Here is a 20,594-nt window from a genome sequence, read left to right as displayed (position 1 = left end):
ATGCAGGGGTCGGGCTTCGCGCTCCGCGACGCGACCGCGGCGGAGATCGCCGACTGGGACGCACTCGTGCTGACGAACCCGGACGGCGGCCAGTGGACGCAGTCGAGCGCCTACGCGATCGTCAAGCGCACCGAGCGCCTCCACCCGCGGCACCTCGTGCTCGAGGGCCCCGAGACCGTCTTCGCGCTCGCGCTCGAGCACCGCTCGCTCGCGGGCCGATTCTGGTACTTCGCGACCGGGCCCGGTGCGTCGTTCGAGCACTTCGGCGCGATCGCCCAGTCGATCCGCGCGGCGAAGGACGGCGCGGCGAAGGGCGTCTACGCCGTCAAGGTCGAGCCGTTCGAGGTCGACACCCCCGAGCGCCGACAGGCGCTCGCCGCGAGCGGCTATCGCGCGGCGAACCCCGTGCAGCAGAACACCTACACGGTGCTCGTCGACCTCACCCGCCCGGTCGACGAGATCTTCGCCGGCTTCAAGAAGAGCCTGCGCAACCACATCCGCTACGCCGAGCGCAACGGCTACCGCGTCGAGAAGGTCGAGCCCGGCGAGGAGACGTACCGCACGATGTACGCGCTCATGCAGACCGTCTCGGGCGGCAAGGGCGTCGAGGGCATGAAGCCCTTCGAGTACTACCGCACCATGTGGAGCGCTGCCGTCGCGCAAGGGAGCGGCCACTTCTGGTTCGGGTACGACGGCGCGCACGACGGGCCCCAGGCATCCGCCTTCATGATCCGCTTCGGGCGCTTCGCCCTCGCGAAGGACGGCGGTTCGGTGCCCGACCGCGCGATCCGCGGCGGCGCGCACCTCATCCGCTGGACGGCGATGCAGTGGTTCAAGGCGCAGGGCGCGGAGGTCTACGACGCCTACGCGACGCCGCCCTCGTGGCAAGCGGACGACACGTCGCACCGGTTGCACGGGCCGGGGGTCTTCAAGCGCGTCTTCGGGCCGATCGTCGACCACCTGCCGACGCACGACCTCGTGCTCGACACGCGCCGCTACCGGCTCTTCCTGCGCCTGCTGCTGCCGATCGAGCGCCGGGTGCGGCGCCGCCCGTGGGGCATCTGGTAGCCGGAACCCGCGAGCTCAGCTGACCTCGCGACCGCAGATCTCGTCGAGCGTCGTGCCGAGCAGCTCGGCCGAGCGCCGGTACTTCCGCAGCATCCTCTCGCGCGTCGCCGCGTCAGGCATCGAGTCGAGGCGCCACTGCTGCGCGTTGTCGCGGAGGTCGGCGCGCTTGACCTCGAGCGCGAGCTCCTCGCCCCGGATGCGTGCCATCCAGGTCTTGAGCGGCTCCTCGTCGCGGCGCGTCATCGCATCGATCGCGCGCATGACGCGCGGCGGGAACCCCTCGCCGACGAGCTGCTGCGCGGTGATCGAGCCCCACTCGAGCACGTCGTGGAGGATCGCGACCGTGCGCGCCTCGTCGCCCTCGACGTCGAGCATCACGCGCATGGCGTGGGCGACGTATGGCTCGCCCTGCCGGTCGGTGCGGCCCTCGTAGGCGCGCGCGGCCACCGAGATCGCGTGCAGCAGGTCACCGTCCACCATGCTCTCGAGGGTATCCGGCGGCTATCCTGATCGCATGTCACGCGTCGCCGACCCCGCAGAGCTCGCTCGCCTGCTGCGCGGCACGTGGGCGATCCGGGCGACGACCTTCCCGTACTGGACGCACACGGAGCGCAAGAACCCGCGAGTGACCTTCGAGCTCGTGCAGAGCTCGCCGCTGCAGCTGCGCGAGGTCTACGAGTACCACCGGCCCGACAAGGGCGACCGCGAGGTGATCGCCGAGGCGCTCTGGGCCGGCCGCCACTTCTCGTGGCGCATGCTCGGCCGCTCGCGGCTGCTCTCGAGCGCGTACGTCGTCTCCGACACGCCCGCGACGCCCGACATCGTCGCGATCCACTACGGCAGGTCGTCGCTGCTCGGGCAGAGCGCAGTCTCGATCCTCGCGCGCGCCCACATCGACCCCGACGCGGTGCGGCGAGCGGTCGCGATCGACACCCACTCGTTCGAGCTGACCGCCGAGGAGTTCTGGCGCCTCCAGTGGCTGACGCCCTACGCGCCCTCGGCGCCCGCCTCGAGCGACTCCCGCGCCTGACGCACGTCCTCGAGCAGCGCGCCGATGAGCACCCAGTGCTGCGGGTGCGGCCGGGGCACGGCGATGGGTGCGGTGAAGCCCGGCCCCTCGATCGCGGGCAGGGTCGTCGTGCGCCCGTCCTCGAGCGCCTGCCGGTCGACGAGCACGCGCACCTCGCGGGCGATGCGGCGCGACTCGCCCGCGATGCGGCGCACGCTCGCGTCGTCGACGAGGGATGCGTCGAAGCGGTCGACGATCGTGCGCGTCATCCCGATCGCGCGGTTCACGAGCACCGTGAGCGTGAGCAGCAGCCGCTCGTCGCGCTCGATGCGGTCGCTGAGCCGCCGCGCCCTGGGGTTCAGGCGCGTCGACTCCTCGAGCGCGTCCATGGCAGCGCGCGTGCGCTTGATGCCGGCCCGCAGCTCGCGCGCCTCGGCGAGCATCGCCTCGCCGCGCTCCGCGTCGGCGACGGTGAGGGCGTGGGCGATGCGCTCGAAGGCGTCGGCGACCGCGTGGGCGAGCTCGCGCATCGAGCGCTCGGCCGGTTCGTGGTGCACGGGCGCCACGACGACGAGGTTGATGACGAGCGCCACGACCGCGCCGATGATCGTCTCGACGACGCGCTCGAAGCCGAACAGCGGCCCGGTGCCCGCGCCGAGCGCGAGCAGCACCATCGCGCTGATCGGCAGCTGGTTCGCGGCCATCGGCGCGAGCCGCAGGAGTCGCGCGAGCACGACGCCCAGGAGCGACACCGAGAGCACGACGAGCCCCGTCGTGGGCAGGACGAGCGTGGCGAGCCACGCGAGCAGCACACCGCCGATGACCCCGACCGAGCGCCCGATGCCCTTGCCGAGCGACTGGTTGACGCTCGGCGCGACGACGAGCAGCGCGGCGATCGCCGCGAAGATCGGCAGCTCCATGCCGAGCAGCAGCCGACTCGCCGCCCAGGCGATGACGATCGCGACGGCGACCTTGAGCACCTGCAGCCACGATTCCTGCTCGCCGGTCGTGAACCGCTCGAGCCACCGCATGGATCCACGATACGCATCTCTCGGCGCACGCCCGGCTGCCGGGGTGTTGGATGGGGCCCATGCTCGACAATCCCGCCGGAGTGCTCTCGAGGCTCGTCGCCGAGAGCGGCAGGGAGCTCGTCGACTTCCAGCAGAAGGATGTCGAGCCGGTCAGCGAGGGCTTCGTGGTCGGCTACGCGTGCGGCGTCCGCACGCGCGAGGACGCGATCGAGCGACTGACGATCTACGTCAACACCTCGCCGAGCGCGCCCGTCGACGAGCACACCGTCGAGCTCCTCGATGCGGCGGGCCGCCGGCTCACCGCGTGGGTGTACCCGCAGGATCCGTCGCTGCCGTCCCTGCCGGCCGTCTCGTACCCGGAGGCCGCGGGCGTCGTGCTCGCGAAGTTCGGCATCGCCGCCGAGGGCGCGAAGCTGCGGATGGAGGCCTACCGCCCCGGCAAGCGGGCGGTGCTGCAGGTCGCGACCGCGACCGAGCGCTGGTTCGCCAAGGTCGTGCAGCCGTCGCTCGCCGCGACCATCCACGACCTGCACGAGCGCTTCCGCGCCGCAGGCGTGCCCGTGCCGCGGTCGATCGGCTTCTCCGACGCCGGCCTCGTGCTGCTCGGGGAGCTCCCCGGGGTGCCGGCGATCGACGTGTTCGAGCGCATCGACCGCGCCCGGTTCGCGCGCGGACTCGACGAGCTCACCCAGCACATCGCCCAGGTGCCGGTGACGGTCGGCGCGCGCGAGTCGCTCGCTCGGCGGGTCGACTGGTACGCCGAGCGGATGGAGGAGACGGCGCCGGTGTTCGCGCGCCAGACCTCGCGGCTCGCCGCGATGATCGCGGAGCGCTACGCCGCGACGAGCGTGCCCCGGCCCGTCACGATCCACGGCGACCTCCACCTGGGCCAGATCTTCGTCGCCGAGGACGACCCGTCGCGCATCACGGGCATCCTCGACATCGACACCGCGGGGCTCGGCGACCCCGCCGACGATCGCGGGGCGCTCTTCGGGCACGTCGTCGTGTCGTCGGTCGAGCGGGAGACCGGCTCGCCGGGGGTCGCGGCCCTCGCGGCCTTCGCCGACGAGCTGCAGTCGGGCTGGCGCGGCGACGAGCGCGTGACCGCGATCGCAGCGACGCACCTGCTGGGCCATGCGCTCGCGAACGCCGGCCGCGGCGACGACCGCGGGGCGGCTGCGGCGCAGCGGCTGCTCGAGCGCGCCGCCTCCGTGCTCGGCGCGCCGCCCGCCTAGCGGTCGAGCATGGCGCGCACGCGCGGCACGACCTCGGTGCCGAGCAGCTCGATCGAGCGCAGGTTGTCCTCGTGCGATGTGCCCGAGTCGTACTTGAGGTCGAATCGCTCGACGCCGAGCGTCTCGACCGCCCAGACGATCTTCTGCGCGACGGTCTCGGGACTCCCGACGAAGATGGCGCCGTGCTCGGCAGCGCTCGCGTCGAACTCGCGCTCGGTCGCGTCGCCCCAGCCGCGCTCGCGCCCGATGCGGTTGCGGTAGACCATCCACTGCGGCATGAGGATGCGCTTCGCCTCCTCGTCCGTCTCGGCGATGAGCCCGGGGGAGTGCATCCCGACGCGACCGCCCGAGTGCCCGAACTGCTCCATCGCGCGCCGGTAGAGCCCCGAGAAGGGCGCGAACTGCGCGGGGCTGCCGCCGATGATCGCGAGCATCATGTCGAAGCCGTGGCGAGCGGTGCGGATGACGGAGTCGGGCGTGCCGCCGACGCCGACCCACACGGGGATGCGACCGCCGTGCTCGGCCGCGTGGGAGCGCGGGTGCACGCGCTGCTCGGTGAGCGACGAGCGCAGCCGGCCCGACCACGTGACGGGCTCCTCCTTCACGAGCTCGGCGAGCAGCTCGAGCCGCTCGTCGAAGAGCGCCTCGTAGTCCTCGAGCCGGTAGCCGAACAGCGGGAACGACTCGACGAACGAGCCGCGGCCGACGATCATCTCGGCCCGGCCGCTCGAGATGCCGTCGAGGGTTGAGAACTGCTCGAACACGCGCACGGGGTCGTTCGACGACAGCACCGTGACGGCCGTACCGAGGCGGATGCGCTCGGTCACGCTCGCGAGGGCGCCGAGGACGATCTCGGGCGCGCTCGCCGCGAAGTCGGCGCGGTGGTGCTCGCCGACGCCGAAGAACGACAGCCCGGCGCGATCGGCGGCGATGCCCTCGGCCACGACATCGCGGAGCACGCGCGAGTGGGGGATCGGCGCGCCGTCCTGCTCGGGGACGGCGGCGAACGTGTGGACTCCGAAGTCGAGGGGCATGCCGGGGACAACGACGGAGGGCCCGGGAATCATCCCGGGCCCTCCGTCTCGGTCGCCGACCTAGTGGTCGTCGTGCCGCTTGGCGATCTCGAGCTCGCGCGGCGTCACGGGGCTCACGCGGTCCTCGAAGAACCAGCGGGTGAGCGCTGCCCGCAGGTGCGTCGCCGGCGTGATCCTGCCCTTCGCGTTCGGGCGCACCATGACCGGCGCGTACGACTCGTAGGCCTTGAGCTTCCACGCCTCGTACTCGTCGAGGGGCTGGTGCACCTCGATGTACTCGCCGCCGGGGCGGCGCACGATGCGGCCGCTCTCGTAGCCGTGCAGCAGGATCTCGCGATCCTTCTTCTGCAGGCCGAGCGCGATGCGCTTCGTGAGCCAGTACACGACGACCGTGCCGACGATGAGCATCGCCTGGAGGGCGTAGGTGACGTGGAACACGTTGAGGCGGAAGTGCGTCGCGATGAGGTCGGACGAGGCAGCCGCCCACATGATCGCGTAGAACCAGACGCCGGCGGCGCCGATGGCCGTGCGCGTCGGGTTGTTGCGGGGGCGCTCGGCGATGTGGTGCTCGCGCTCGTCGCCCGTGATCCACTGCTCGATGAACGGGTAGATCATCACGATCACGATGAACAGCCCGAGCACCGCGATGGGCACGAGGATGTTCCACGAGATCGTCCAGTTGAAGATCTCGGTCTCCCAGCCCGGCATGAGGCGCAGGGCGCCGTCGGCGAAGCCGATGTACCAGTCGGGCTGCGTGCCGGCCGAGACGGGCGATGGGTCGTAGGGCCCGTACTCCCACAGCGGGAGGATCGTGAAGGTCGAGGCGATCGCGACGAGCACGCCGAACACGATGAAGAAGAACGAGCCGGCCTTCGCGGCGAACAGCGGCATGATCGGCGCGCCCACGACGTTGTCGTTGGTCTTGCCGGGGCCCGCGAACTGCGTGTGCTTGTTGACCACGAGCAGCACCATGTGGATGCCGATGAACGCGATCACGAGCGCCGGCAGCAGCATGATGTGCAGCACGAAGAGCCGCGGCACGATGTCGTCGCCCGGGAACACGCCGCCGAAGAGCAGGTACGAGATCCAGGTGCCGACGATCGGGATGCCCTTGACCATGCCGTTGATGATCGCGAGGCCGTTGCCCGAGAGCAGGTCGTCGGGGAGCGAGTAGCCGGTGAAGCCCTCGGCGAGCGCGAGGATGAACAGGATGAAGCCGACGACCCAGTTGATCTCGCGCGGCTTGCGGAACGCGCCCGTGAAGAACACGCGCAGCATGTGCAGGCCGATCGCGGCGATGAACAGCAGCGCCGCCCAGTGGTGCAGCTGGCGCATGAGCAGGCCGCCGCGCACGTCGAACGACAGGTCGAGGGCCGAGGCGTATGCCGCCGACATCGCGACGCCCTTGAGCGGGACGTAGGAGCCGTTGTAGTGCACCTCGGTCATCGACGGCTCGAAGAAGAACGTCAGGAACGTGCCCGAGAGCAGGATCGCGACGAACGAGTACAGGATGATCTCGCCGAGCATGAACGACCAGTGGTCCGGGAAGACCTTCCGGCCCAGGGTCGCCACGAGGGTCGAGATGCTGGTGCGCTCGTCGAGGTAGTTCGACGCCTTCGCGGTGAGGCTGGGGCGCGTGGCGGTCGCGGTCATGCGCGGGTCTCCGTCTCAGCGGCCGACACCGGCACGTGGTCCGGGTCGATGTGGTTCAGGCGCTCCCAGAACGACGGGCCGATGGGCTCGGTGAAGTCGCGCTGGGCGATGAGGTAGCCCTCGTCGTCCACGGTGATCGGCAGCTGCGGGAGCGGCCGCTTCGCGGGGCCGAAGACGACCTTCGCGTGCTCGGTGACGTCGAACGTCGACTGGTGGCACGGGCAGAGGAGGTGGTGCGTCTGCTGCTCGTACAGCGCCACGGGGCAGCCGACGTGCGTGCAGATCTTGGAGTAGGCGACGATGCCGTCGTACGACCAGCCCTCGCGGCCGGGGGCCTCCTTGAGGCGGTCGACGGGGAGCCGGACGAGCAGCACGGCGGCGAGCGCCTTCTTGTCGAGGTAGCCCTCGTTGTGGCCGATGTCCTTGAGCGACTCGGGGATCACGTGGAACGCCGAGCCGATCGTGACGTCGTCCGCGCGGATGGGCGTGCCGGTCGGGTCGAGGGCGAGGCGCTCGCCCGAGGTCCACATCGTGTGCGCGATCGCCTCGACGGCGTCCTCGGCGGGCGCGAGGTCGCGGAAGAGCACGATGGCGGGCAGCGGCATGAGGGCGACGGCGCCGATGAGCGTGTTGCGGATGAGCGTGCGGCGCGAGAAGCCCGACTCCTGGTCGCCCAGCTGGAAGATCTCGACGGCGCGGGCGCGGCTCTTCTCGGAGCCGCGCGACAGGTGCCGCTCCTCGACGACCTCGTGGCTGCTCATGAGCTGGCGCGCCCAGTGCATGCCGCCGATGCCGACGGCGAGCAGCGCGAGCGCGATCGCGAGGCCGAGGAAGAGGTTGTTCGCCCGGACGCTCGCCATGTTGCCCGGCTCGATCGGCAGCGCGATGTACGCGACGATCGCGAGCACCGAGCCGAGCATCGAGATCAGGAACCAGGCGACGACCTGCCGCTCCGCGCGGCGCTCCTTCTCGGGGTGGAGGTCGGTCTGGCGCGGCCGGTGCGGCGGCAGGCCCGGGTTCGTGAAGCCGTCCGACTGCTCGATCGCTGCGCCACGGTCGTAGGCGACGACGCTCTGCTCGCTAGGAGCCGACTGGTCTTCAGCCGACATGCTGTTCCTCTCGTTGTCGTTCGCCATGGATCAGTTCGGCCTCGAGGTGAGCCACACGGAGACGGCCACGAGGCCGCCGAGGCCGAAGATCCAGATGAACAGGCCCTCCGACACCGGGCCGAGGCTGCCGAGGTCGAAGCCGCCGACCGACGGGTTCTCGTCGAGGTAGTTCAGGTACGCGATGATCTCGCGCTTCTGCTCCGGGCTGATGTTCGCGTCGTTGAAGACCGGCATGTTCTGCGGGCCGGTGAGCATCGCCTCGTAGACGTGCACGGGGTCGATGTCGCGCAGGTGCGGGGCCCACTTGCCCTCGGTCAGCGCGCCGCCGGCGCCCGCGACGTTGTGGCACATCGCGCAGTTGATGCGGAAGAGCTCGCCACCGCGGGCGATGCCCTCGTCGTCGACCTGGCTGATGTCGAGCCACTGCTCGTCGGGCACGTCGGGACCGGGCGCGAGCGCGGCGATGTACTCGCCCATCGCGTCGGACTGCTCCTGCGTGAACTGCGGGTCGCGCTGCTCGGCCTGCGGGCCCTGGAAGGCCATCGGCATGCGGCCGGTCATGACCTGGAAGTCGACGGATGCGGCGCCCACGCCGATCAGGCTCGGCCCGGCCTCCGTGCCCTCGGCCTCGAGGCCGTGGCACGAGGCGCAGTTGGCGCGGAAGAGCAGCTCGCCGTCCTCGGCGGTCAGCTGCTGCGCGTGCGGGGCGACGGCGGGCTCAGCGTTCGCGACGCTGCTCACCGCGACCGACGCGCCGCCGGCGACGACGAGGCCGATCATGAGCAGGGCGGCGCTGGCGAGCGGGTGCCTGCGTCCGGTCTTCTTGCGTGCTGTCAAGATCCTCACCCAACCGTTACTTGAGCCAGTAGATGACGAGGTACAGGCCGATCCAGACCACGTCGACGAAGTGCCAGTAGTAGGAGATGACGTGCGCGCTCGTCGCCTCCTTGTGTCCGAAGCGCTTGACCGCGTAGGCGCGGCCGATCACGAAGAGGAAGGCGAAGAGCCCGCCGGTGACGTGCAGGCCGTGGAAGCCCGTCGTGAGGTAGAACGCCGACGCGTAGGAGTTCGACTGGATCGCGACCCCGTGGTGCACGAGCTCCACGTACTCGAAGACCTGCAGCATGATGAAGATCGCGCCCATCGCGTAGGTCAGGTAGAACCACTCGACCATGCCCCACTTGGAGAACTGCAGCGCTCGACCGGTGCGGAACACCTGGTGGTGCTCGGCGGCGTTCGCGCCCGCCTGGCACGTGAAGCTCGACAGCAGCAGGATCGTCGTGTTGATCGTGGCGAAGAGCACGTTGAGCTTCTCGGCCTCGGTCGCGAACAGGTCGCCCGACATCGATCGGAGCGTGAAGTAGATCGCGAAGAGGCCGGCGAAGAACATGACTTCGCTGCCGAGCCAGACGATGGTGCCGACCGCCACGGTGTTCGGCCGGCGGATCATCGGCGCTGAGGGCGACGAGGAGAGCGCAGTAGTGGACACGATGTCCATCCTAGTGACAGTTCTACGCGCCGTAGTGACCCGACGAGCCAGTCGAGCGCAAAAAGATAGGCTCGAGCCATGGATCGCCTCTTGACCTGGCCGTGCGTGCTCGAGACCCTGCTCGAAGGCGACGACCTGGCGATCCGGCAGGCCGAGTGGGCGATGGCCGAGGTGGTCGCCGGGCGCGCCTCGGAGGCGCAGATCGCGGGCTTCCTCATCGCCCTGCGGGCGAAGGGCGTCGTCGCCGAGGAGCTCGTCGGCTTCCGCGACGCCATCCTCGAGGCGGCCGTGCCGCTCCCGGGCGACACGCGCGTCGTCGACATCGTCGGCACGGGCGGCGACCGCCAGCACACCGTCAACATCTCCACGACCGCGAGCATCGTCGTCGCCGCCTCGGGCGTGCCGGTGCTCAAGCACGGCAACCGCGCCGTCTCCTCCTCGTCGGGCGCGTCCGACGTGCTCGAGGCGCTCGGGCTCGTGCCGTCCGATGACGACCCGGCGGCAGTGCGGCGCATCCTCGAGCGCGCCGGGATCTCGTTCGCGTGGGCGACGCGCTTCCACCCCGGGTTCCGGCACGCGGGACCGGTGCGCGCCGCGCTCGGGGTGCCGACGGTCTTCAACTACCTCGGCCCGCTCGTCAACCCCGCGCGCCCCGAGGTGTCGCTCGTCGGCGTCGCCGACAAGCACATCATCGAGCAGTTCGTCGGCGTCTTCGCGACCCGGGGCGCGACCGCGCTCGTCGTGCGCGGCGAGGACGGGCTCGACGAGCTCACGACGACCGGCCACTCCGAGCTCTGGGAGGTCGCTCGCGGCGACGTCGTGGAGCACGACATCGACCCGCGCGAGCTCGGCATCCGCCGGGCGAGCCTCGACGACCTGCGCGGCGGCTCGGCCGAGCACAACGCCGACGTGCTGCGCCGCACGATCGCGGGCGAGCAGGGGCCCGTGCGCGACGTCGTGCTGCTCAACGCCGCCGCCGCGCTCGTGGCCTGGCGGCTCGACGGCGACCCGCGACAGAAGGACCGCCCGCTCGTGGAGCGCTTGCGCGAGGAGCTCGACGTCGCCGCCGGCGCGATCGACTCCGGGGCCGCGACGCGCACGCTCGAGGCGTGGCGCGCCGCGGCTGCGGCATGATGCCGAGGTGAGCAGCCGGGTCATCGAGCGCGCCGAGCGTCAGACGACGTGGTCGAGCGCCGAGGTGTGGCACGCGTGGCCGCTCGCGTGGGCCGACCGCACGTCGCGCTCGCTGCTGCTCGTCGCGCTCGCCGTCGCCGGGCTGCTGTCGTGCTACGGGCTCACGCTGCTGCTGCATCATCCGCCGGAGCTCGCCCCGTCGCTCACGCTGCGCGGCATCGGCGTGCTGCTGCTCGTGCTCGCGACGCTCGTCGCGCCGGCCTCGCGCAGCTACCGGCTCGGTGCGCTCTACTGCGTCGTGCTCTTCGCGTGCACGCAAGCGGCCGTGCTGCTGCTGCAGTCGACGTCGCTCATCGGCGCTTCGACCTACGGCGCCCTCGACGCGATCCACTTCGCCGCCTTCGGCACGCTCGTCGTCGCGTGGATGCTCGTGCGCATGCGGCACCCGGTCACGATCCTCGTCGTCGTGACGGGCTTCGCGATGGCCGGCGCCGCCTTCTCCGCACGCGCGCTGCCCGCGATCCGCGAGCGGCTCTTCGAGCACCCGTGGCAGGAGGCGGGGAGCTCGATCGACGAGGCGGTGGGGCGCATCGGCGCGGTGCTGCTCGTGCTGAGCCTCGTGCTGCTCGCGTGGTGGCTCGACGGCTGGATGCGCGCGCTGCTGCCGGTCGCGAACGTCGCCGAGCCGCACGGCTCGGGCCGCGCGCACCGCACCGGCGAGGGCCCGCGCGTACGCGTCGCCGTCGTCTCGATGCTGTGCTGCCTCGATCTGCTCGCCCTCGCCGTCGCGATCTCCGCGAAGCAGCCGACCTCGCGCGGCAGGCTCTCGGAGGCCGACGACTGGTGGTGCTCGGTCGTCATCGCCGTCTCCACCGCGCGCGCGTCGCTCGTCATCATGGCGATCGCCGCTGCGGTCATCTGGCTCGGCGACCCGGTGCAGCGCCCGGTCTGAGCAGACGCCGAAGGGGGCCGCTGCGCAGCGGCCCCCTTCGGCGCTCTCGGCTCCAGCGCGCTCAGTCGACGTCCTCGTCGACCCAGTCGAGCGTCTTCTGCACCGCCTTCTTCCAATTGCGGTAGGTGCGGTCGCGCGCCTCCTGGTCCATCTGCGGCTCCCAGCGGCGGTCCTCCTGCCACTGCTCGCGCAGCTCGTCGAGCGAGCCCCAGAACCCGACCGCGAGCCCGGCGGCGTACGCGGCGCCGAGCGCCGTCGTCTCCGCGACGACCGGCCGGACGACCGGCACCCGGAGGATGTCGGCCTGGAACTGCATGAGGGTGTCGTTCGCGATCATCCCGCCGTCGACCTTGAGCTCGGTGAGGTCGACGCCCGAGTCAGCGTTCACCGCGTCGACGACCTCGGCGGTCTGGAACGCGGTCGCCTCGAGGGCCGCGCGCGCGATGTGGCCCTTGTTGACGTACCGGGTGAGACCCACGAGCGCACCGCGCGCATCCGGTCGCCAGTGGGGCGCGAAGAGGCCCGAGAACGCCGGCACGAAGTACGCGCCGCCGTTGTCGTCGACGGTCTTCGCGAGCTGCTCGACCGCCGGTGCGTCGGGGATGAGGCCCAGGTTGTCGCGCAGCCACTGGATGAGCGAGCCCGTCACCGCGATCGAGCCCTCGAGCGCGTAGTGGGTCGGCTCGTCGCCGATCTTGTAGCCGACCGTCGTCAGCAGCCCGTTCTTCGAGTGGACGATCTCCTCGCCGGTGTTGAAGATGAGGAAGTTGCCGGTGCCGTACGTGTTCTTGGCCTCGCCCTTGTCGAACGCGGCCTGGCCGAACGTCGCGGCCTGCTGGTCGCCGAGGATGCCCGTGATCGGCGTCTCGCGCAGCAGCGACTCCGACGCCGCGACGCCGAACTCGCCCGAGGACGGCTTGATCTCGGGCAGCATCGAGCGCGGCACCCCGAAGTCGGCGAGGATCGCGTCGTCCCACTCGAGGGTCTCGAGGTCCATGAAGAGCGTGCGGGACGCGTTCGTGACGTCGGTCGCGTGCACGCCGCCGTTCACGCCGCCCGTGAGGTTCCACAGCACCCACGAGTCGGTCGTGCCGAAGAGCAGCTCGCCCGCCTCGGCGGCCTCGCGCGCGCCCTCGACGTTCTCGAGGATCCAGACGATCTTCGTGCCCGAGAAGTAGGTCGCGAGCGGCAGGCCGACCTTCTGCTTGTAGCGGTCGGTGTCGCCGTCGGCGAGGCGATCGACGATCTTCTGCGTGCGCGTGTCCTGCCACACGATCGCGTTGTAGACGGGCTCGCCCGTCGTCCTGTTCCACACCACCGCGGTCTCGCGCTGGTTGGTGATGCCGATGGCCTTGACGTTGTGGCGCGTGACGTTGGCCTTCGAGAGCGCCTGGCCGATCACCTCGCGGGTGTTGTTCCAGATCTCCTTCGGGTCGTGCTCGACCCAGCCGGCGTGCGGGAAGATCTGCTCGTGCTCGAGCTGGCCGGTCGAGACGATGCTCCCGGCGTGGTCGAAGAGGATCGCGCGGGTCGAGGTCGTGCCCTGGTCGATCGCGATGACGTAGTCGGTCATCAGTGCTCCTTGGTTCGGTGGCGGTTGCGGTGGTCGAGGAGGAGGGAGCCCGGCGGGCCCCCTCCTCGTGCCCTCAGGCTGTGAAGCCGGCGACGCCGGCGATCATCGTGGGTGCGAGCAGGCCTGCGAGCACGCCGCCGACGACGGGGCCGACGACCGGGATCCACGCGTAGCCCCAGTCGCTCGAGCCCTTGCCGCGGATCGGCAGCACCGCGTGGGCGATGCGCGGGCCGAGGTCGCGCGCGGGGTTGATGGCGTAGCCGGTCGGGCCACCGAGCGAGGCGCCGATGCCCACGACGAGGAGCGCGACGGGGAGCGCGCCGAGCGAGGCGAGGCCGGCCGGCACCGACGCATCCGCGTCGCCGTTCTGCGCACCGAAGGCGATCACGACGAAGACGAGCACGAACGTGCCGATGATCTCGGTGACGAGGTTCCAGCCGGTCGAGCGCATCGCCGGACCGGTCGAGAAGGTGCCGAGCTTGGCGCCCGGGTCCTCCTCGACGTCGAAGTGCTGCTTGTAGGCGAGCCAGCACAGCACCGCGCCGAGGAACGCGCCGAGGAACTGCGCGCCGAGGTAGATCGGCAGCAGCGCCCAGTTGTACTCCGTGCCCTTCGCGAGGTCCTGCGCGAGCAGTCCGAGGGTGACGGCCGGATTGATGTGTGCGCCCGAGTAGGCCGACACGATGACGCCCGCGAAGACCGCCAAGCCCCAGCCGAAGTTGATCATCAGGAAGCCGCCGCCGAAGCCCTTCGTGCCCTTCAGCACGACGTTCGCGACGACGCCGCAACCGAGCAGCACGAGCATCGCGGTGCCCACGAGCTCGGAGAGGAATACCAGACCGGGGTTCAGATCCACAGGTCCCTGCTTTCTCTTCTACGAGCGTCATCGCTCGTACCGCTCGCTCGAGCGGTAGCCACACTGTAACCGTGAGGATCGTCGACCGGAAACGGTTGTGATTCCTGCTCGACTCGCGGATGCTCCCGGCGTAGCGTGAGGAGCGCCGCAGACTTCGAAGGAGAGGCCCAAGTGAAGAAGCTCATCAACGATCCAGGCAAGACGGTCGACGAGGGGCTCGCGGGATTCGCCGCGGCGCACCCCGACCTCGTGCGCGTCGTCGTCGACCCGCCGTTCGCGGTCGTGCGCGCCGATGCGCCGCTCAACGGGAAGGTCGGCCTCGTCTCGGGCGGCGGCTCGGGCCACGAGCCGCTCCACGCCGGCTTCGTCGGCTTCGGCATGCTCGACGCTGCCGTGCCCGGGGCGATGTTCACCTCCCCGACGCCCGACCCGATCCTCGAGGCGACCCGGCAGGTGAGCGGGGGCGCCGGCGTGCTGCACATCGTCAAGAACTACACGGGCGACGTGCTGAACTTCGAGACCGCGGCCGAGCTCGCGCTCGCGGAGGGCATCGAGGTGCAGTCGGTCATCGTCGACGACGACGTCGCGGTCAAGGACTCGCTCTACACCGCGGGGCGCCGCGGCGTCGCCGGCACGATGCTCGTCGAGAAGCTCGCGGGCGCGGCCGCCGAGCGCGGCGACAGCCTCGACCAGGTGGCCGAGATCGCTCGGACCGTCAACAGCAGGACGCGCTCGATGGGCATGGCGCTCGCCCCGTGCACGGTGCCGCACGCGGGCGAGCCGAGCTTCGAGCTCGCCGAGGACGAGGTCGAGATCGGCATCGGCATCCACGGCGAGCCCGGCAGGGAGCGCATCTCGCTCGAGCCCGCCGACCGCATCGTCGACCGCCTGATGGAGCCGATCCTCGAGGACCTGCCCTTCCAGCAGGGCGATCGCGTCGTGCTGCTCGTCAACGGCATGGGCGGCACACCGCAGTCGGAGCTCTACATCGTCTTCCGTCGCGCGGCGGAGGTGCTCGCCGAGCGCGGCATCGTGCTCGCGCGCTCGCTCGTCGGCTCCTACGTGACGAGCCTCGAGATGCAGGGCGTGTCGATCACCCTCCTGCAGGTCGACGACGACCTGCTCGAGCTCTACGACGCCCCGGTGCAGACGGCGGCGCTGCGGTGGGGCCGTTGAGCGGCGACGGGCCGGTGACGCTCGACGGCGCCTGGACGCGTCGCTGGATCGAGGCGGTCGCCGCCGAGGTCTCGCGCCGCAAGGCCGAGCTGACGGCGCTCGACCGCGCGATCGGCGACGCCGACCACGGCGAGAACCTCGACCGCGGGTTCCAGGCGGTGCTCGGCAGGTTCGACGCGCTCGACGACGGCGCGACGCCCGGCGCGGTGCTCAAGCTCGTCGCGACGACGCTCATCTCGACCGTCGGCGGTGCCGCGGGCCCGCTCTACGGCACCGCGTTCCTCAAGGCGGCGATGGCGGCGGGCGACCGCGACGAGCTCGACGCCGCTGCGCTCGTCGAGGTGCTCTCGGCGGCGCGCGACGGCATCGTCGCGCGCGGCAAGGCCGAGTCGGGCGACAAGACGATGGTGGATGCGTGGACGCCGGCCGTCGAGGCGGCCTCGGCGGCCGGCGACGACGTGCGCGCGACGCTCTCGGCGGCCGCCGCCGCGGCCGCCGAGGGAGCGCTCGCGACCGAGCCGCTCGTCGCGCACAAGGGGCGAGCCTCGTACCTCGGCGAGCGTGCCATCGGACACCGGGATCCCGGCGCCGAGTCGACCTCGCTCATCCTCGCCGCGGCCGCGGAGACGGCGTGACCGTCGGGCTCGTGATCGTCTCGCACTCGGCGCGCATCGCCGAGGGGGTCGTCGAGCTCGCCGCGCAGATGGCGCCGAGCGTCGTGCTCGCCGCGGCCGGCGGCACCGACGACGGCGCGCTCGGCACGAGCTTCGACCGCGTGCAGGCCGCGATCGGCGAGGCCGATTCGGGCGACGGGGTCGTCGTGCTGTGCGACCTGGGCTCAGCGGTGCTGACCGCCCAGACCGCGCTCGACTTCGCAGACGCGCCCGAGCGCATCCGCATCGCCGACGCGCCGCTCGTCGAGGGCGCGGTCGCCGCGGCGGTCGCAGCCGAGGGCGGCGCGGGCCTCGACCAGGTCGTGACCGCTGCCGAGTCGGGGCCGCAATCGGGAGCGAGATCGGAGCCGACCGGTGCGCAGGCCGCCGGAGGCGGAGCGGTCGTCGCGCCGGAGGACGGCGCCGCGGTGCTCGAGCTCGAGCTCGCGAACGAGCACGGGCTGCACGCGCGGCCGGCATCGCTGCTCGTGCGCACGGCGAGCGGCTTCGATGCCGAGGTGACCGTGAACGGCGTGGACGCCTCGAGCCTGCTGCGCGTGCTGGCGCTCGGTCTCGATCGCGGCGCGATCGCGCGGTTCGAGGCGACCGGGCCGCAGGCGAACGAGGCGATCGCGGCGATCCGCGAGCTCGCGGACGGCGGCTTCGGGGAGGGCTAGCGCCTACGCGCGGTGCGAGGCGAACTCGTCGAGCGCCGCGCGCGCGACGACGAACGAGCACTGCGGCCGGATGCGCTTGCCGTCGGCGATCGTCGCGCGAAGCGCCTCGTCGACGAGCCGCGAGCCGATGCCGCGCCCGCCGAAGGACGGGTCGACCTCCGTGTGGGGGAAGGCGCGCACGTCGTCGGCGTCGCGGTAGTCGGCGAAGCCGGCGAGGGCGCCGTCGACGCGCGCCTCGAAGCGCTGCGAAGCCGGGTTGTCGACGATCTCGATCTGCTCGCTCATGGCCGCGAGCGTAGCCCGCGAGCCTGGGTGCGCCATGGACGGTGCGGTGCGGCATGCTGGAGCCATGCAGCTGGATCCGCGACGCATCCTGATCTTCCGCACCGTCGCGCGCGAGGGCTCCGTCTCGGGCGGGGCGCGGGTGCTCGGGTGGACGCAGCCGGCCGTGAGCCAGCACATCCGCCTGCTCGAGGAGGAGGTGGGCCAGGCGCTGCTGCTGCGCTCGTCGACCGGCGTCACGCTCACCGAGGCGGGGGAGCGGCTGTTGCGCCACGCCGACGGCATCGCCGGGCTGCTCGGCTCGGCGGAGGCCGAGCTCGCGTCGCTCGCCGAGGGCGCAGGGAGCGTCACGATCGCCGCGTTCCCCTCGGCGCTCGCCGACTTCGTGCCGCGCTCGATCGCGGCGGCGCGACTCGCCGTGCCGGGGCTCACCGCGCGCGTCATCGAGCTCGAGCCGCCCGAGGCGATCGATGCCGTGCTCGCGGGCGACGCCGATGTCGCGGTCGCCTTCGAGTACGACGAGCTGCACGACGACGTGCAGCTCGCGCGCATCGAGCTCGGCCCAGACCCCTCGCGCATCGTGCTGCCCGCGTCGCACGAGCTCGCGAGCGGCGCGCCGGTCGACCTCGCGGCGCTCGCCGGCGCCGAGTGGGTCGGCGGCTGCGAGCGGTGCCGCTCCCACCTCGAGGCGCTCGCGACCGACGCGGGCTTCGCCCCGCGCATCCACTTCGAGACCGACGACTTCGTCGCCGCGCAGTCGTTCGTCGCCGCGACCGGATCGGTCACCCTGCTGCCCGACATGGCGCTGCGGGTGCTCACGCGCGACGACGTCGTCGTGGCGCCGCTCGCCGACGGCTCGGGGCGCACCGTCTCGCTCCGGCACCGGCACGGCGCCGAGCGGGTGCCGGCGGTGCTCACCGTGCTCGAGGCGATGCAGCGGCTCTGGGCCGAGGGCCGCTGACGTCAGGCGCGCGCGGGGAGCGCGCGAGCGAGGCCGAGCCGCTGCTGGAGGCTCACCGCGAGCAGCGATTGACCGAGGACGTACAGGACGAGCACCGCGAACGCGCGCAGCGCATCCGGGATCTCGACCAGGAACAGGCCGATGCCGAGCACGAGCACGCCCGCGAGCAGGAGCAGCCCGCCGAGCAGGCCAGCCGTGTCGATCGCCGCGAACGCCGCGACGGCGGCGATGAGCAGCGCGTAGAGCAGCACCGGCACCGCGAGCGGGCCGGCGCCGATCGCGATGACGCCGCCCGAGATGGCGCCGACGATGCCGTAGCCGATCGCGGCCCACCCCCACGCGAGCGAGCGGCGCCGCGACGGCCACAGTGCGGCGAGGAACGCGACGGCCGCGAGCAGGAACAGCCCGAGCAGCACGATCGTCTCGCCCGTGAGCGAGCCGAGCCCGTCGCCGAGCCAGCACAGCAGCACCGCCGCGACGTGGCAGATGCCCGCCGCGTGCCGCCACGCGCCCATGACGAGGAGCGCGATCGCGATCGGCAGCGCGAGCAGCCACATCGTCACGTCGCGAGCGAGCGTCAGGAGCGCCGGATCGCCGAGCTCGAGGTCGAGCAGCACCGCCGCGACGAGGTTGATCGCGAGCGCCGTGCCCGAGACCGCGAACCCCACGCGGAGGGCTCGGGGCAGCGGGGGCATGCCAGCCATGCAACCACGCACCCGGCGCTCGGGCGCGGCGGCGGGCGCGTGTCGGCGCCGAGAGCGAATGGCTCGGCGCACCCCCTCGACGACGCGCGGCTCGGGCCGCCGATCGCCGCTCGAGAGGCGTTCCGCGGCGGGGCGGCGCTCGGCTAGCATCGTGCGTGTCAGGCGCCCACGGCGCCGGTCACGACAAAGGCGACCACGCGCTCCGCGCGCGACACACATGGATCCTTCACTCGAGGCTCCGTGCGTGCCGCGCGAGCCTCCGGACTTCCTGGAGCACACCGTGTCAGACACCGCCACCTCGACCGCCGACCTCGACGCCGCGACGGCGACCACCGTCTCCGCCGCGATCGCCGCCGAGCTCGAGCGCCACGCGACCGTCGTGTTCGCGCTCATGGGCAACGGCAACGCGTGGTTCCTCGACGCCGTCGTGCGCCGCGGGGCCATGGCCGTGACGGCCGTGCGCCACGAGGCGGCGACCGTCGCCGCCGCCGACGCGCACCACCGGGCGAGCGGCGCGCTCGCCATCGCCACGACGACCTACGGCCCCGGCTACACGAACGCCATCACGCCGCTCGCCGAGGCCGCGATCGCGCGCGTGCCGCTCGTGCTCGTCGTCGGCGACCAGCCGACGGCCGGCCCGCGGCCGTGGGACATCGACCAGCAGGCGGTCGCGACCGCCGTCGGGGCGCCCACGATCGTCGCGACGCGCGCCGGCGCCGCCGCGGCCGCCCGCCGCGCGGTCGAGACCGCCCTCGTCGAGCGGCGGCCGGTCGTGCTCGCCATCCCGTACGACATCGCGCACCTCGAGGTCGAGGAGGGCGCGAGCGAGCCCGACATCGCCGCGCCAGCCGAGCCGTTCCTCTCGATCGACGCCGAGCAGCTCGCGGGCGTGGCGGAGCAGCTCCTCGAGGCGCGGCGGCCGCTCGTGCTCGCGGGCCGCGGCGCGCACCTCGCCGGCGCCGCCGAGCCGCTGCGCGCCCTCGCCGCGGCGCTCGGCGCCCGCACCGCCTCGAGCGTGCTCGGCAGCGGCATCTTCGCGGACGACCACCGGCACCTCGGCATCTCCGGCGGCTTCGCCTCGGAGCGCGCGGCGGCCGCGATCGAGCGCGCCGACGTCGTGCTCGTCGTTGGCGCCGGCCTCAACCAGTTCCAGACCCGCTTCGGCGACGCGTTCGCGCCCGACGCGCGCATCGTGCAGGTCGACGTGCTCGAGGCGGCGACCAACCCGCGCGTCGACGAGCACGTGCGCGGCGACGCGCGGGTCGTCGCCGACGCGCTCGTCGCGCTCGTCGGCACCGAGGCGACGGTTGCGCCGGGCGACGCCGGGTGGGCGGAGGCCGGCTTCGGCGACGTCACGGGTGCGCAGCGGGACCGCGAGCCGGGCGACGAGCTCGCGCCCGACGGCCGGCTCGACCCCCGCAGCCTCTTCCACGCGCTCGAGCGCATCCTGCCGGAGGACCGCGTGATCGTCTCGGACGGCGGCCACTTCATCGGCTGGGCGCCCACGCACCTCTCGGTCGCCGACCCGGAGCGGCTGCTGCTCGTCGGCACCGCGTTCCAGACGATCGGGCTCGGCTTCCCGAGCGCGGTCGGCGCGGGCGTCGCGCGACCCGAGTCGACGATCGTGCTCGTCTCGGGCGACGGCGGCGCGCTCATGGGCATCGCCGACCTCGACTCGGTCGTGCGCTCGGTGCGCCACGGCGTGATCGTGCTGGTGAACGACGCCGCCTACGGCGCCGAGATCCACCAGTACGCGGTGCGCGGCGTCGCCGAGCAGCCCATGCTCATCGAGCAGGTCGACTTCGCCGCGGTCGCGCGCGGCTTCGGCGCCGAGGGCGCGGTCATCGAGTCGCTCGACGACCTCCGCCACCTCGAGGCGTGGCTCGCGAGCGGTGCCGACGGCGTCTTCCTCGCCGACTGCCGCGTGAGCCGGGAGGTCGTCGCGCCCTACATGCTCGAGGTCGTCGAGGCCGCGAAGCGCGCGTCGCGCGGCTGACG

At 72.2% G+C, this 20,594-nt stretch carries 21 protein-coding genes; 10 read left to right on the top strand and 11 right to left on the bottom strand.

Annotated features, from left to right (window positions below; translation table 11 throughout):
• The gene (locus JSQ78_RS03045) at positions 1–1,068 is read left to right on the top strand and encodes a lipid II:glycine glycyltransferase FemX (RefSeq protein ID WP_211449297.1); all 1,068 of its coding nucleotides are present in this window, start codon (positions 1–3) and stop codon (positions 1,066–1,068) included.
• Between the two features lie 15 nt (positions 1,069–1,083).
• On the opposite strand, the gene JSQ78_RS03040 is transcribed toward JSQ78_RS03045, so the two are convergent.
• Positions 1,084–1,548 (bottom strand): HD domain-containing protein, encoded by a 465-nt coding sequence (locus JSQ78_RS03040; RefSeq protein WP_211449296.1) that lies wholly within the window; start codon positions 1,546–1,548, stop codon positions 1,084–1,086.
• A 34-nt stretch (positions 1,549–1,582) separates the two neighbouring features.
• Here JSQ78_RS03040 and JSQ78_RS03035 point away from each other — a divergent pair, with 34 nt between their 5' ends.
• A complete protein-coding gene (locus JSQ78_RS03035; protein ID WP_211449295.1) occupies positions 1,583–2,098 on the top strand; it encodes a hypothetical protein in 516 nt (171 codons plus the stop codon).
• On the opposite strand, the gene JSQ78_RS03030 is transcribed toward JSQ78_RS03035, so the two are convergent.
• Positions 2,056–3,108 (bottom strand): FUSC family protein, encoded by a 1,053-nt coding sequence (locus JSQ78_RS03030; protein ID WP_211449294.1) that lies wholly within the window; start codon positions 3,106–3,108, stop codon positions 2,056–2,058. The two genes, JSQ78_RS03035 and JSQ78_RS03030, sit on opposite strands and share 43 nt — an antisense overlap.
• A gap of 59 nt (positions 3,109–3,167) precedes the next feature.
• Here JSQ78_RS03030 and JSQ78_RS03025 point away from each other — a divergent pair, with 59 nt between their 5' ends.
• Positions 3,168–4,343, top strand: coding sequence for a phosphotransferase family protein (locus JSQ78_RS03025; RefSeq protein ID WP_211449292.1), 1,176 nt, complete (start codon positions 3,168–3,170; stop codon positions 4,341–4,343).
• Here the strand turns inward: JSQ78_RS03025 and JSQ78_RS03020 are convergent.
• From JSQ78_RS03020 to ctaE, 5 genes are read right to left on the bottom strand one after another with little or no spacing between them, the layout of a single operon-like run.
• The gene (locus JSQ78_RS03020; RefSeq protein WP_211449290.1) at positions 4,340–5,377 is read right to left on the bottom strand and encodes an LLM class flavin-dependent oxidoreductase; all 1,038 of its coding nucleotides are present in this window, start codon (positions 5,375–5,377) and stop codon (positions 4,340–4,342) included. The genes JSQ78_RS03025 and JSQ78_RS03020 overlap by 4 nt on opposite strands.
• 60 nt (positions 5,378–5,437) lie before the next feature.
• Positions 5,438–7,030: a cytochrome bc1 complex cytochrome b subunit gene (gene qcrB, locus JSQ78_RS03015; RefSeq protein WP_211449289.1), complete on the bottom strand. Its 1,593-nt coding sequence runs from the start codon at positions 7,028–7,030 to the stop codon at positions 5,438–5,440.
• Positions 7,027–8,139 carry a cytochrome bc1 complex Rieske iron-sulfur subunit gene (gene qcrA, locus JSQ78_RS03010; RefSeq protein WP_245569483.1) on the bottom strand — a complete coding sequence of 371 codons (1,113 nt, stop codon included), beginning with the start codon at positions 8,137–8,139 and terminating at the stop codon, positions 7,027–7,029. Before qcrA ends, qcrB begins: the two co-directional genes overlap by 4 nt.
• Before the next feature lie 30 nt (positions 8,140–8,169).
• Positions 8,170–8,985: a cytochrome bc1 complex diheme cytochrome c subunit gene (gene qcrC, locus JSQ78_RS03005; RefSeq protein ID WP_026373694.1), complete on the bottom strand. Its 816-nt coding sequence runs from the start codon at positions 8,983–8,985 to the stop codon at positions 8,170–8,172.
• Positions 8,986–8,992: 7 nt separating this feature from the next.
• On the bottom strand, positions 8,993–9,637 hold the full coding sequence (gene ctaE, locus JSQ78_RS03000) for an aa3-type cytochrome oxidase subunit III (RefSeq protein ID WP_026373695.1): 645 nt from the start codon (positions 9,635–9,637) through the stop codon (positions 8,993–8,995).
• 69 nt (positions 9,638–9,706) lie between these two features.
• Here ctaE and trpD point away from each other — a divergent pair, with 69 nt between their 5' ends.
• Both trpD and JSQ78_RS02990 read left to right on the top strand, forming a co-directional pair.
• Positions 9,707–10,762, top strand: coding sequence for an anthranilate phosphoribosyltransferase (gene trpD, locus JSQ78_RS02995; RefSeq protein WP_211449287.1), 1,056 nt, complete (start codon positions 9,707–9,709; stop codon positions 10,760–10,762).
• A gap of 7 nt (positions 10,763–10,769) precedes the next feature.
• The gene (locus JSQ78_RS02990) at positions 10,770–11,714 is read left to right on the top strand and encodes a hypothetical protein (RefSeq protein WP_211449285.1); all 945 of its coding nucleotides are present in this window, start codon (positions 10,770–10,772) and stop codon (positions 11,712–11,714) included.
• A gap of 61 nt (positions 11,715–11,775) precedes the next feature.
• On the opposite strand, the gene glpK is transcribed toward JSQ78_RS02990, so the two are convergent.
• Together glpK and JSQ78_RS02980 are read right to left on the bottom strand one after the other, a co-directional pair.
• On the bottom strand, positions 11,776–13,287 hold the full coding sequence (gene glpK, locus JSQ78_RS02985) for a glycerol kinase GlpK (RefSeq protein ID WP_211449283.1): 1,512 nt from the start codon (positions 13,285–13,287) through the stop codon (positions 11,776–11,778).
• 73 nt (positions 13,288–13,360) lie between these two features.
• Positions 13,361–14,092 (bottom strand): MIP/aquaporin family protein, encoded by a 732-nt coding sequence (locus JSQ78_RS02980; protein WP_502756136.1) that lies wholly within the window; start codon positions 14,090–14,092, stop codon positions 13,361–13,363.
• Positions 14,093–14,314: 222 nt separating this feature from the next.
• Between JSQ78_RS02980 and dhaK the strand changes: the two genes are divergently transcribed.
• From dhaK to dhaM, 3 genes are read left to right on the top strand one after another with little or no spacing between them, the layout of a single operon-like run.
• Positions 14,315–15,319, top strand: coding sequence for a dihydroxyacetone kinase subunit DhaK (dhaK, locus tag JSQ78_RS02975; protein ID WP_211449282.1), 1,005 nt, complete (start codon positions 14,315–14,317; stop codon positions 15,317–15,319).
• A 14-nt stretch (positions 15,320–15,333) separates the two neighbouring features.
• Positions 15,334–15,954, top strand: a complete 621-nt coding sequence (gene dhaL / locus JSQ78_RS02970) for a dihydroxyacetone kinase subunit DhaL (protein WP_211450477.1) — start codon at positions 15,334–15,336, stop codon at positions 15,952–15,954.
• Positions 15,951–16,649, top strand: a complete 699-nt coding sequence (gene dhaM, locus JSQ78_RS02965; RefSeq protein WP_211449280.1) for a dihydroxyacetone kinase phosphoryl donor subunit DhaM — start codon at positions 15,951–15,953, stop codon at positions 16,647–16,649. The genes dhaL and dhaM overlap by 4 nt, the downstream gene beginning before the upstream one ends.
• Before the next feature lie 3 nt (positions 16,650–16,652).
• Here dhaM and JSQ78_RS02960 read toward each other — a convergent pair whose 3' ends face one another.
• Positions 16,653–16,934, bottom strand: coding sequence for a GNAT family N-acetyltransferase (locus tag JSQ78_RS02960; RefSeq protein WP_211449278.1), 282 nt, complete (start codon positions 16,932–16,934; stop codon positions 16,653–16,655).
• A 64-nt stretch (positions 16,935–16,998) separates the two neighbouring features.
• Between JSQ78_RS02960 and JSQ78_RS02955 the strand changes: the two genes are divergently transcribed.
• Positions 16,999–17,892: a LysR family transcriptional regulator gene (locus JSQ78_RS02955; RefSeq protein ID WP_211449276.1), complete on the top strand. Its 894-nt coding sequence runs from the start codon at positions 16,999–17,001 to the stop codon at positions 17,890–17,892.
• 2 nt (positions 17,893–17,894) lie between these two features.
• Here JSQ78_RS02955 and JSQ78_RS02950 read toward each other — a convergent pair whose 3' ends face one another.
• A complete protein-coding gene (locus JSQ78_RS02950; protein ID WP_211449274.1) occupies positions 17,895–18,587 on the bottom strand; it encodes a lysoplasmalogenase family protein in 693 nt (230 codons plus the stop codon).
• Positions 18,588–18,876: 289 nt separating this feature from the next.
• Here JSQ78_RS02950 and JSQ78_RS02945 point away from each other — a divergent pair, with 289 nt between their 5' ends.
• A complete protein-coding gene (locus JSQ78_RS02945; protein ID WP_349305130.1) occupies positions 18,877–20,592 on the top strand; it encodes a thiamine pyrophosphate-binding protein in 1,716 nt (571 codons plus the stop codon).
• Positions 20,593–20,594 lie beyond the last annotated feature (2 nt).

The sequence above is a fragment of the Agrococcus sp. Marseille-Q4369 genome (assembly GCF_018308945.1).
Lineage (GTDB): Bacteria > Actinomycetota > Actinomycetes > Actinomycetales > Microbacteriaceae > Agrococcus.
Note: the sequence above shows the minus strand (reverse complement) of the source record. Positions and strands in the feature narration are given on the sequence as shown.

Bases quoted from the DNA above. Each gene is read 5' to 3' on its own strand.
- JSQ78_RS03045 (WP_211449297.1), top strand. From the start codon at position 1: ATGCAGGGGTCGGGCTTCGCGCTCCGCGACGCGACCGCGGCGGAGATC.
- JSQ78_RS03040 (WP_211449296.1), bottom strand. From the start codon at position 1,548: ATGGTGGACGGTGACCTGCTGCACGCGATCTCGGTGGCCGCGCGCGCC.
- JSQ78_RS03035 (WP_211449295.1), top strand. From the start codon at position 1,583: ATGTCACGCGTCGCCGACCCCGCAGAGCTCGCTCGCCTGCTGCGCGGC.
- JSQ78_RS03030 (WP_211449294.1), bottom strand. From the start codon at position 3,108: ATGCGGTGGCTCGAGCGGTTCACGACCGGCGAGCAGGAATCGTGGCTG.
- JSQ78_RS03025 (WP_211449292.1), top strand. From the start codon at position 3,168: ATGCTCGACAATCCCGCCGGAGTGCTCTCGAGGCTCGTCGCCGAGAGC.
- JSQ78_RS03020 (WP_211449290.1), bottom strand. From the start codon at position 5,377: ATGCCCCTCGACTTCGGAGTCCACACGTTCGCCGCCGTCCCCGAGCAG.
- qcrB (WP_211449289.1), bottom strand. From the start codon at position 7,030: ATGACCGCGACCGCCACGCGCCCCAGCCTCACCGCGAAGGCGTCGAAC.
- qcrA (WP_245569483.1), bottom strand. From the start codon at position 8,139: ATGTCGGCTGAAGACCAGTCGGCTCCTAGCGAGCAGAGCGTCGTCGCC.
- ctaE (WP_026373695.1), bottom strand. From the start codon at position 9,637: ATGGACATCGTGTCCACTACTGCGCTCTCCTCGTCGCCCTCAGCGCCG.
- trpD (WP_211449287.1), top strand. From the start codon at position 9,707: ATGGATCGCCTCTTGACCTGGCCGTGCGTGCTCGAGACCCTGCTCGAA.
- glpK (WP_211449283.1), bottom strand. From the start codon at position 13,287: ATGACCGACTACGTCATCGCGATCGACCAGGGCACGACCTCGACCCGC.
- JSQ78_RS02980 (WP_502756136.1), bottom strand. From the start codon at position 14,092: ATGCTCGTGCTGCTCGGTTGCGGCGTCGTCGCGAACGTCGTGCTGAAG.
- JSQ78_RS02960 (WP_211449278.1), bottom strand. From the start codon at position 16,934: ATGAGCGAGCAGATCGAGATCGTCGACAACCCGGCTTCGCAGCGCTTC.
- JSQ78_RS02955 (WP_211449276.1), top strand. From the start codon at position 16,999: ATGCAGCTGGATCCGCGACGCATCCTGATCTTCCGCACCGTCGCGCGC.
- JSQ78_RS02950 (WP_211449274.1), bottom strand. From the start codon at position 18,587: ATGCCCCCGCTGCCCCGAGCCCTCCGCGTGGGGTTCGCGGTCTCGGGC.